Source organism: Acinetobacter sp. P37 (genome assembly GCF_057480965.1).
On sequence record NZ_JBLIYY010000035.1, the window covers coordinates 1 to 10,845 of the forward strand.

The window sequence follows — 10,845 nt, forward strand, 5'->3', positions numbered from 1 at the left end:
CCTATGAAATTCAGCCTCAGCAAAGTCATTATGAATCTCTCGAAGTAGATGAGTTCTGGAATTTTGTTGGAAATAAAAAGAATAAACAATGGCTTATTTTTGTTCAAAAGTCATATTTTACCTCGGAGAAACCGGACATTTTTATTGGTGAGAATATAGACACTTTAAATGGGTTCTAACACTCTCGTTTCGTATAACAGCCATTATGTTAAATGAATGATAATTGACATTTTGTTCATTAATACTGATATGCAACGAATTTTATTATATGTCACCCCTCAATTACAAATATAAATGACTGCTCGTCTAATCATCTCCATTACACAATTAAATGTTAAAATGCATAGCTACTTCATCTAAGATAAAATATATGTATCCAAATCTACAGCACAGCTTCGAAAACAGCGTCATTCTCGTTGTAGAAGATGATTATGATATTGGTGACATTCTTGAAAAATACATAAAAAATGAAAACATGCAGGTCATCCGTGCATTGGATGGACAACAAGCTTTAGAGTGCCTAAAAGCCAACTCTATCGACCTGATTCTCCTTGATATTAAATTACCCAAACTAAATGGCTGGGAAATTCTACAAATCATCCGTCAAACAAGTCATTTACCTGTCATTATGCTGACTGCCTTAGATGATCAAGTGAATAAGATCATGGGGCTAAAAATGGGTGCTGATGACTTTATTATTAAGCCATTTAACCCAAACGAAGTGATTGCACGAATACAAGCCGTACTTAGACGAAGTACAAGCCAAAATATGGAAATAACTAATATTATTCGTTATAGAAATATTGAAATTAATCCAGATCATCATCAAGTTTACATTTCAAATGGTCAAAGAAATCAGTTGCTCAACCTTACGTTAACTGAGTATAAGATACTGTTTTTGATGGCAAAAACACCGAATAAAGTCTTTACACGTAATGAATTGATCCAAAACTGTATGCCTGAAAGTGATGCTTTAGATCGCACTGTAGATAGCCATATCAGCAAATTACGCAAAAAACTTGAAGAAAATGATGTAAATGGCTTATTAATCAATGTCCGTGGCGTGGGGTATCGCTTAGATCAAAATCATGAAATTTAACTTTTTTAAAAATTCTGTTGGAATTAACTTCCAGTTTATTATCATGATGAGCCTATTCAATTTAGGCATTACGCTGTTATCTTTCATGATTGGCTATTTTGTTTATAGCTGGGCGATAAAAATAGGTTTTCTAAATACACAAGTTATTAATTCAAATGAATTTTCAGTTACCTCCGTTGACTTTATCTGGCTGTTTTTAGTGCTATTAACAGGCTTTTTTCTTTCTACTATCCTCGCCTTTAAATATGGAAAACGCTATACACAGCCAATTAGTGATTTAGCAGATGTTATTCAACAAATTCAACAAGGCAATTTAGCACTCAGAATTAAACAGCCACATCATGATATTCCACATGAAATCAAGTCTCTTATTGAGAACTTCAATGAAATGGCAAACCAACTTGAAGTATCAGTTAAGAATTCAACTGTTTGGAATGCTGCAATTGCACATGAATTACGAACACCTGTGACAATATTACAAGGTCGCTTGCAAGGTATTGTCGATGGTATATTTATTGCCGATAAAGCTTTACACCTAAGCTTATTGAACCAAGTCGAAGGCTTATCTTACCTTGTGGAAGATTTACGGACACTGACACTTATTGAAAATAAACAATTACGATTAGAACTAGAAAAGACCAATTTAAAAAATAGTATTGAAAAATGTCTGCAGATGTTTAATGAACGGTTTCATGTTAAAGGTTTAACTATTGTTTTAAATTTGACGGATAAATTGGTTTGCGTTGATATAAGAAGGATGGAACAGGTCTTTATTGCATTGTTCTCTAACTTTCTAAGATATTCGAATGCTGGAAAAATAAATATTACATCTGTAACCACAGCAGAACATTGGGTATTGACGTTTGAAGATGAAGGTCCTGGTATTGATGAATCGCATCTTAAACACCTGTTCAAACCCTTCTATCGACTGGAAGACTCTAGATCATGTCTAGATGGCGGTACTGGATTAGGCTTGGCAGTGATTGATGCAATTATTGAAGCACACCAAGGTCATATTTATTATTCTAAATCCAAAAACTTAGGTGGCAGCTGTTTTACTATTCAACTAAATCGTAAGACATCAACTCATTTATAATGTGTTAAGTTCAGATTAATACGGCTTAATTTAAACCATAAATTTAAGATAAATTGATGTCTGAACTTAACCATTCTGTTTGATGATCCTCAAATAAATTTCATCACAATGAATTCTCATCTCGATATTTAGCTAGCATAAAAAATACCACAATGGAGAGTATCCCGATGATAATCCCTGCTGTTAATAATAAATTAACATGAGCTGAACTGAAGGCAATTTTACCTGCGTTAATCAATGCTGTACCTTGTTCAACGGGTAACTGGCTCGCCACTAAATAGGTATCACCAATCGAAAGTCTGGCTTTTTCTGCTAAAACAGCAGTTAAATCTGACGGCACTTGAAGATGACTGCCAAATATATAGGCCATGAAAACACCAAATAAAGTAATACCTAGTCCTGTACCCAGTTCATAACCTGTACTTTCAAGTGAACCTGCCGCACCGCCCTTTTCTGCAGGTACTGAGCCCATGATCGCAATGGATGAAGCTGTTAAACCAATACTCAGTGTTAATCCAATCGAAGCTAAAATAAAGGGAACGATGATTCCCGGATGATGAAAATCTGAATAACTCAAACTGACCAACGCAATTGCTGCCAATATTAATGACATGGTCGCAACCAGACGGAGTCCAAATTTATTGGATAAAAAACCAGCAATAGGCCCGCCAATAGCGGCCGCAACCATAATCGGAACCATAAAAAGACCGGCTTGCAGCGGTGTTAAACGAATGACATATTGCAGCTCCATTGCCAAAGTTAACTCAACCCCTGCCAAAGCGCCTGCAGCAACCATTGCCATAATAATGCCGGCTAAAATAGCAGGACGTGAAAATAGCGAAAGATCTAGCATCGGCTGAGGAGAATTCAGCTGTTTGCGTACAAATATGGTTAATAAGCCGATAGATAAAACGACCAAAGGCAAGACAATCAACAACGACTGTTTACCGCCTAAGCCTGCTTTTAGTGCATATACAAACGAAATCAAACCGACAATCAGCAATAGCGCTTGACCAAATGCCCAATGTCCAGGGGTTATAGCTTCTTTTCGGGACAATAAGAAATAGCACATTGGTGCGACAACCAGCATGATTGGGACGTTAATCAGGAAAACTGAACCCCACCAGAAATATTCTAACAATCCCCCACCAATGAGCGGTCCAATGGCGGCACCGGCTGATCCGATTGTGCCCCAAATACCCAGCGCAATGGCACGTTCGCGACTGTCTTCGAAGGTTCTGCGAATAATACCCAATACACAGGGCATAATCATGGCACCGCCTAATGCTAATAAAGCACGTGCGGCAATCAGCATAGAAGCCGTTTGGGAAAATGCCGCAAGGACTGAGGCAATTCCAAATATAACCAAGCCAATCAGCAGAATCTTACGATTGCCGACACGATCAGCCAAAGTTCCCATCGGAACTAAAAGTCCAGCCATAAGTAATGGATAAATATCAATAATCCATAAGACTTGGTTACTTGTGGCACTCAGCGATTGGGTTAATGAGGGAACCGCAACATGCAGTACAGTCATATCAATCACAATCGGCAGAAATGCAAGCACGACAGCGAGCAATATCCACCAGCGTTTCGGATCAAGATTGGTAGCTTTCATGATTAAACCTATATTGATGGTTTATTAAATCAATTCTGAAATAAAGATGTAAATGAAAGATTTGTTGTGGGCTAAACTCGTTAACCCACAGCTTTTATTCTCAGTTTTGATGCTTAATGTGCCGCTTTACGTTTCGAGAATTTCTCAACCATGCTCATGACGACAATAAAGAAAATCGGTACAAAAATAACAGCTAGAATTGTTGCGCTGATCATGCCGCCAAAGACGCCTGTACCAATCGCTTTTTGAGTTTCAGAACTAGCGCCACTGGCAATGACTAAAGGAATAACGCCACAGGTAAATGCCAAAGATGTCATTAGGATTGGACGTAAGCGCAATTTAGCGGCTGCAACGGTTGCCTCCACTAAACCCATTCCTTCTTCTCTTAGTGCTTTTGCAAACTCAACAATCAAAATAGCATTCTTTGCAGATAGACCAATAATCGTGATCATGCCGACCTTAAAGAAAATATCATTTGGCATACCACGTAACATTACTGCTAAAAAGGCGCCAATCAACCCTAGAGGGACAACTAGCATCACAGAGAATGGAATTGACCAGCTTTCATAAAGCGCTGCCAAGACAAGGAAAACGACTAACATCGACAACAGTAATAAAAACAAGGTTTGTGATTCCGACTGTTTTTCTTCTAGAGAAATCCCAGTCCACTCATAACCCACACCTTTCGGAAGTTGTTCAATCAAATTTTCCATCTCAGTCATGGCTTGTCCTGAAGATATACCTGCTGCTGGACTGCCAGAAATACTCAATGATGGACGACCGTTGTAACGATTGTATTGTTGTGGGGAATGTTGCCAAATTGGAGTAATTATTTCAGACATTGAAACCAATTTACCGCTTTGACTGTTCACCTTAATCTGAAGAATATCTTCAATACTCATGCGTGATTTGGCATCAAGTTGCACAATGACTTGCTGCATACGGTCATGATTTGGAAAATCATTGATATACATCGAACCCATTGAGGTTGAAATAATATCGGTCACATCACTGAAATTAACACCTAATGCCTGCAATTTATCTCTATCAATTTTAAGCTGTACAGAACTGCCATCTGGCAAACCTTCAGGATAGACCTCCGCCACGATTTTACTTTGTGCTGCTAATGCTAAAAGCTGATCTTGTGCTTCTCTTAAAGCAGGCATGCCAATATTGCCACGATCTAATAATCTCAGTGAAAAACCAGATGAGTTACCCAATTCATCAATTGCTGGTGGTAACACAGACATGGTTTGACCTTCTGAACTTTCAGCCATCGCTATATTGGCATTATTCACGACTTCTTGTGCCGTAATAGTACGCTCTTCGAATGGCAATAGATTGGTAAAATACATCGCTGTATTCTGACCAGATCCACTAAAACCAAAACCTAAGACCGCCATATTGTCTTTAATCCCCGTTTCTTGGTCTAAATAATTTTGAAACTCAGCAACGACTTTACGGGTACGTTCTTGAGTTGCATCCGCAGGAAGTTGAATCGAAGTCATAAACCACCCCTGATCTTCTTCTGGCATAAACGCAGTCGGAACGTGTTTAAAACTAAAAATCAGCACAATGACAATGCCTAAGAAACATAACATTGCGAGGGTTTTATGTTTAATTACTTTAAATAAACTGCGTTCATAGCGATTGTTCAGCTTCTCAAAACTGCGATCAAACGATGCAAAAACACCCTTTTTCTGATGGTCTTGATCAATCGGTTTTAACATCGTTGCACATAACGCAGGGGTTAATGTCAGTGCAAGGAAAGCTGAGAATAAAATTGAAACCGACATGGTAATGGTGAACTGACGATAGATAATCCCCACTGAGCCTGACGCCAATGCCATCGGCAAGAATACAGCGGCTAACACTAAGGTGATGCCAATAATCGGATTGGTAATTTCCTTCATGGCTTTAGATGTGGCTTCAACTGGAGATAAGCCTTCTGTCGCCATAATGCGTTCAACATTCTCAATGACCACAATCGCATCATCGACAATAATCCCGATCGCAAGCACCATACCGAACATGGTCAGCACATTAATCGAAAAACCAGCAAGCAGCATGACTGAGAATGTGCCAAGCAATGCAATCGGTGCAACAATCGCCGGAATTAAGGTGTATCGAACATTGTGTAAAAAGATAAACATGACAATAAAAACTAATGCCATAGCTTCAAGCAATGTCATGATTACTTTTTCAATCGAGATTTTTACAAAAGGTGCAGTGTCGTAAGGTATAGAGAATTTCATACCATCAGGCAGTGCTGAACCTAACTGTTCAATTTTCGCTTTAACACCTTCTGCAGTCTTGACAGCGTTGGCACCAGGACTCATTTGTATCGCCACAGCTGTAGAGGCTTTGCCATTTTCTAAAATCGCAAAGTTATACATCTGTGCCCCGATTTCGACACGAGCGACATCCGACAGTCGAACATTGGCGCCATTTTGTTGAGCACGTAAACTAATTTTCTTGAATTGCTCTACAGTTTCTAATTGACCTTGAGCAGTTAAAGGAATAGTAATTTGTTGCCCCGTCAAAGCAGGAACATCACCAATACGACCTGGTGATATCGGCAAGTTTTGGTTTTGGATGGCTGTATTCACATCTTGAATACTCAATCCATAAGAAACCAAACGATCTGGATCGACCCAAATCCGCATGGCTTTTTCAGCACCAAAATTTTGGACTTTACCAACACCGTCAACCCGCTTTAATTCTTCAATCACATAGCGAGTCATATAGTCACTGACATCAATTTCACTATATTTGCCATTCGGTGAACTTAAGCCCACCATCATTAAAAAACCAGACGACGCAGCATCGACCATCAGCCCTTGTTGTCGCACTGTTTGAGGTAAGCGTGACTCAATGGCTTTAATTTTGTTTTGCACATCAATTTGTGCAAGTTCTACATCTGTACCTGGTTTAAATGTTGCGGTGATTGTTGCTGTTCCAGAACTATCTGAACTTGAACTGTAATAAAGTAAGTTTTTGACACCTGACATTTCCCGCTCAATCAAGGTCACAACACTATCATTCAATGTTTTTGGCGTAGCACCTGGATAGATTGCCGTAATACTAATCTGTGGTGGCGCAACACTTGGGAATCGTGCAATAGGTAACTTGGGGATGCTTAGTACACCCAACAGAATAATAAATAAAGCAATCACCCATGCAAAAATAGGACGCCTAATGAAAAATTGGGACATTATTGCTGTCCTCCATTTTCCTTAATATTTGTAGGTTGCCACTGCTTAATTTTTAATTTTTGCTCAGGCTGTATACGATCAGCCCCTTCAACAATGACTTTCTCACCTGCTTGTAACCCTTGTTTGATCACATAGTTATTTTGATAACGTTGACCAAGCTGAACAGGCTTGCTTTGCGCTAAACCTTTTTGATTAACAATCGTAACATTGGCTTTACCACTAATATCATGTTGAATCGCTTGTTCTGGAACTAGGAGCGCATTTTCAACTTGAGCTCGGCTCATATTGACTCGAACATACATGCCTGGCAAAAGTTTTTGATTTTCATTATTGGCTAAAATACGGATTGTGACATCACCCGTATCAGGATCAACTTTAGTATCCGAAAATAGGATTTCACCTGTAACGTTATAAGGTTTACCCTGACTATTTAGGATTTCAACCGTATGTTTGGTATTTGACACGTCACCTTGCTGTAAAGCTTCCTGTAGTTTTTCATAATCACTAATTGATTGCTTTACATCAACATAGACTTTATTAATCTGTTGTATTACGGCCATTGCATTAGTATCACCTTGACCAACTAATGCACCCTCAGTCACTAAGATTTCACCAATCGTTCCCGAGATAGGGGCTGTAACAGTCGCATATTTAAGATTAAGTTGTTGTCTGCTTAACATGGCTTGCATTTGCGCCACATCGGCTTTTGCTTTTTGATAATCTGCTTCGGTATTGTTGTATTCCTGCTGACTAACCGCATTTACTTTTACTAATTCAGTGTAGCGTTTTAACAGCACCTGCAAACGTGTCACCTCAGCTTGTGCACGGTTTAAAGTGGCTTGATTGCTTTTTACATCTGCCTGAAATATTTCAGAATTCAATTTAAAAAGCGGTTGACCTGCTTGCACATAAGAGCCTTGCTTAAAAAGTACTTTATCAACAATTCCACCTACTTGCGGGCGAATTTCAGCAATACGGTAAGCGACAACACGGCCTGGAAGATTTTCAATTAAATTCATGGAATGCGGTAATACCGTGATGGTACTGACAACCGCTGGTGGCATTTCTGTTGGGGACTGTTCAGCATCTTTGGCTTGTGTACAGCCGATTAAAAGTACAGTTGTAATAAGTATTGAACCTATTAAATGATAATGTGTTGACATGCTTTTTCAGAGGGGGGGTTTTAGATACTACTATTTTGAAATAGCAGTGTTTATGAATTGCTGATGTTGTGTGGAGATTGTGTGGAGATTGTGTGGAGAGATTAAAAGATTTATTTTTTAATGACACGCTTAAACAGCGTGGCTTGTAAATTAGTATAAATAATTTTGTTGTTCTACAATTTTGATCGTATCTTAGTTTTTTCTCATAGTTCATGAACTTTAAAATTCTAAACCAAGACTAATATTTATATAAGCAATTGAAAATACAATACATAGTTTCTTTATACACTTATGAAGTGAACTTTAGGTGAACATAAGTTAAATAGAAATTTTTAATTAGTTCAGCACAAACGTACAATCTTTAAGGCCTATAACTCGATACCGTTCTCTCTTTGATGTTTATTGCTATCTAATTGAGTGAACTCTGTGGAAATATTTCTTTATACATTAAGCGTTATGTATAGCCCAGGCCCTGTAAATTTTATGGGGCTAAATTCTGGCCTTACAGGTCAATTAAAAAAGACTATAGGATTTTACCTAGGCATTGGTTTCGCCATGTTGATCTTATTCGTATTGTTTGGCTATATAGGTGAAGCTGTTATTCCACATGGATTGATTCATTATATTGCTTTAGCGGGTGCAATTTATACATTCTACTTGGCTATAAAAATGATTAGGGCGAATGTAGAAACAACTCAACAGCAAGAAAGCCATCTAACATTCTTAAATGGCTTATTTATTCAGTTATTAAATCCAAAAGCCATTCTCGTCATTCTACCTGTTACGACAATTATGTACCCTGCAGCCAAAATCACAGGAATCATGATCTTGATAGTTTCTTTACTGATTTCACTTGGTGCTGTTGGCGCACCATTCACCTATGCTCTGGTTGGAAAAGTATTAGGCAACAAAATTGCTAATCCTATCTGGTTTAATCGGCTAAATAAGCTGATGGGTATACTCTTGATTTTATCAGGGCTTTTTATGTTCAAAGATTTTCTTAATGGAATAAATCTGCTGTAGGACAAATTAGCCGTTCAAATCGAACGGCTATCTTTTAATATTTATCATTTTCCATTGAGTGGGAGTTAAACCAAATGTTTTTATAAAATGTCTGGTCATATGACTCTGATCAAAAAAGCCTGCATTTAAAGCAGCATTAACAATAGACTCCCCTTGAGCAAGGTAGAACTTAACTGTTTCTAAGCGACGCATGATCATATAACGGTGTGGGCTAGTTCCAAATAATAATCGGAAATCACGAGAAAGGCTCCAGCGGTCACGATCAGCATGTTTCTCTAAATCTGACAAACTTAAGTTTTCATGTGGATACGCCAAAATACACTCACGCGCTCTCTCTGCTGCCTTGTAGTCAAATTTTTTGTTTTGGTTAGATGAAGTATCTGAAATTTCACACAGTGTAGTTGCCAAATCAAATAGAGCATCTTCCTCTTCTAGGGTATCCATATAATTATTTATATTATTTAGAAAGCTATCCATTGCCCTAAACAGGCGAATATCATTACTTAAGCCATGTCTGATAAAAGGCAAAGGTTTACCCTTTAAAATGGTTTGGATCATCGCTGGTTCGATGTAAATCATTCTATAGCGATAGCCATCTAATGTTCCTGATTCACCATCATGCTTTTCATCCGGGTGTAGAACCATAGTCATGCCTGGCAAGCTATGTTGCAATGTACCTTTGTAATGAAAGTTTTGAACTCCGGAAAGAGTCCTGCCAATAGCATAAGTATCATGTCGGTGAGGTTTATAAGCATAATTGGAAAGAAATGCTTCAATTCTTTCTAATTTATGATTTTGAGTGGGGGATCTCACAATCCAATTATTTCCACTGGAGAAATCAGGCATAATTGATGGCCAATTTTTCGTAGATTCTATTGTAGATTATTTTTCACTTTTCCTAAAATTAACATAATACACGTTATACGTAATGCTTGATATTTCTCTTTAAATATCATTATATTAAAGCAAGCCGTTCTGAAATATAGGGCACCAGCAGAGCGGCTTTTTATTGATTATTCATGTTCCACGCTTAAAATTCGAACAGTGTTTCATGATTTTTATAAGTTAAACTAAATTTAGTTGCTAATCCCAATAAGCTATTCACTAACTTGTAAATATCGGTATACCGCCTGACGACTAATCCCAAAAGCTTTCCCTAATGCCATTTTCGATGGATACTTCCCCTCCTTCCATGCTTGTCGTAAAGCTTCAGCTTGGTCAGGCTTTAGTTTATGCACCCGACCTTTGTACTTCCCCTGAGCAGAGGCGAGTTTTATTCCTTCCTTTTGCCGCTCTAAAATGATCTCACGTTCGAACTGTGCAAAAGCACCCATCATTTGAAGCATCAAATTATCCATCGGGGTGGATTCGGCTGTAAAAGTAATATTTTCTTTTACAAACTGGATGGCGATCCCTCGTTTGACCAGTTTATCTACTTCAGTGACCAAATCTTTTAGGCTTCGCGCAAAACGATCCATTGAATGTACAATCACCCTGTCCCCTTCCCGGACATAGTTCAACATTTCCTGAAATGGCACTGTTGCAAAGTTAGCGATGAGGCAGCCTTTTGTCTTATTCAAAGGCCTTACATTTCAAAAACTCTGCTTACCAGGCGCATTTCGCCCAGGGGA

7 protein-coding genes and 2 pseudogenes are annotated in these 10,845 nt (G+C 38.3%); 4 read left to right on the plus strand and 5 right to left on the minus strand.

Annotation, left to right across the window (positions count from 1 at the left end):
* The 3 genes and pseudogenes from AC25JC_RS17070 to adeS form a co-directional block, all read left to right on the plus strand.
* Positions 1-101: pseudogene (locus AC25JC_RS17070) on the plus strand (IS1 family transposase); the annotation flags it as partial.
* A gap of 269 nt (positions 102-370) precedes the next feature.
* Positions 371-1,099, plus strand: coding sequence for an efflux system response regulator transcription factor AdeR (gene adeR, locus AC25JC_RS17075; protein WP_032073130.1), 729 nt, complete (start codon positions 371-373; stop codon positions 1,097-1,099).
* On the plus strand, positions 1,089-2,195 hold the full coding sequence (gene adeS / locus AC25JC_RS17080) for a two-component sensor histidine kinase AdeS (RefSeq protein ID WP_032073131.1): 1,107 nt from the start codon (positions 1,089-1,091) through the stop codon (positions 2,193-2,195). Before adeR ends, adeS begins: the two co-directional genes overlap by 11 nt.
* A 103-nt stretch (positions 2,196-2,298) precedes the next feature.
* Here the strand turns inward: adeS and aadT are convergent, their stop codons facing one another.
* From aadT to AC25JC_RS17095, 3 genes are all read right to left on the minus strand, one after another.
* Positions 2,299-3,813, minus strand: a complete 1,515-nt coding sequence (gene aadT, locus AC25JC_RS17085; RefSeq protein ID WP_032073148.1) for a multidrug efflux MFS transporter AadT — start codon at positions 3,811-3,813, stop codon at positions 2,299-2,301.
* Between the two features lie 113 nt (positions 3,814-3,926).
* The gene (locus AC25JC_RS17090; protein ID WP_270915313.1) at positions 3,927-7,031 is read right to left on the minus strand and encodes a multidrug efflux RND transporter permease subunit; all 3,105 of its coding nucleotides are present in this window, start codon (positions 7,029-7,031) and stop codon (positions 3,927-3,929) included.
* The gene (locus AC25JC_RS17095; RefSeq protein WP_032073150.1) at positions 7,028-8,191 is read right to left on the minus strand and encodes an efflux RND transporter periplasmic adaptor subunit; all 1,164 of its coding nucleotides are present in this window, start codon (positions 8,189-8,191) and stop codon (positions 7,028-7,030) included. The genes AC25JC_RS17090 and AC25JC_RS17095 overlap by 4 nt, the downstream gene beginning before the upstream one ends.
* Positions 8,192-8,617: 426 nt before the next feature.
* Here AC25JC_RS17095 and AC25JC_RS17100 point away from each other — a divergent pair, with 426 nt between their 5' ends.
* The gene (locus AC25JC_RS17100) at positions 8,618-9,214 is read left to right on the plus strand and encodes a LysE family translocator (RefSeq protein WP_074163998.1); all 597 of its coding nucleotides are present in this window, start codon (positions 8,618-8,620) and stop codon (positions 9,212-9,214) included.
* A 27-nt stretch (positions 9,215-9,241) separates the two neighbouring features.
* Here the strand turns inward: AC25JC_RS17100 and AC25JC_RS17105 are convergent, their stop codons facing one another.
* On the minus strand, positions 9,242-10,060 hold the full coding sequence (locus AC25JC_RS17105; protein WP_032073151.1) for an AraC family transcriptional regulator: 819 nt from the start codon (positions 10,058-10,060) through the stop codon (positions 9,242-9,244).
* 251 nt (positions 10,061-10,311) lie between these two features.
* A pseudogene (locus tag AC25JC_RS17110) lies at positions 10,312-10,746 on the minus strand (recombinase family protein); the annotation flags it as partial.
* Positions 10,747-10,845 lie beyond the last annotated feature (99 nt).

Excerpts from the sequence above, each read along its gene's own strand:
- adeR (WP_032073130.1), top strand. The coding sequence starts at position 371 with ATGTATCCAAATCTACAGCACAGCTTCGAAAACAGCGTCATTCTCGTT.
- adeS (WP_032073131.1), top strand. The coding sequence starts at position 1,089 with ATGAAATTTAACTTTTTTAAAAATTCTGTTGGAATTAACTTCCAGTTT.
- aadT (WP_032073148.1), bottom strand. The coding sequence starts at position 3,813 with ATGAAAGCTACCAATCTTGATCCGAAACGCTGGTGGATATTGCTCGCT.
- AC25JC_RS17095 (WP_032073150.1), bottom strand. The coding sequence starts at position 8,191 with ATGTCAACACATTATCATTTAATAGGTTCAATACTTATTACAACTGTA.
- AC25JC_RS17105 (WP_032073151.1), bottom strand. The coding sequence starts at position 10,060 with ATGCCTGATTTCTCCAGTGGAAATAATTGGATTGTGAGATCCCCCACT.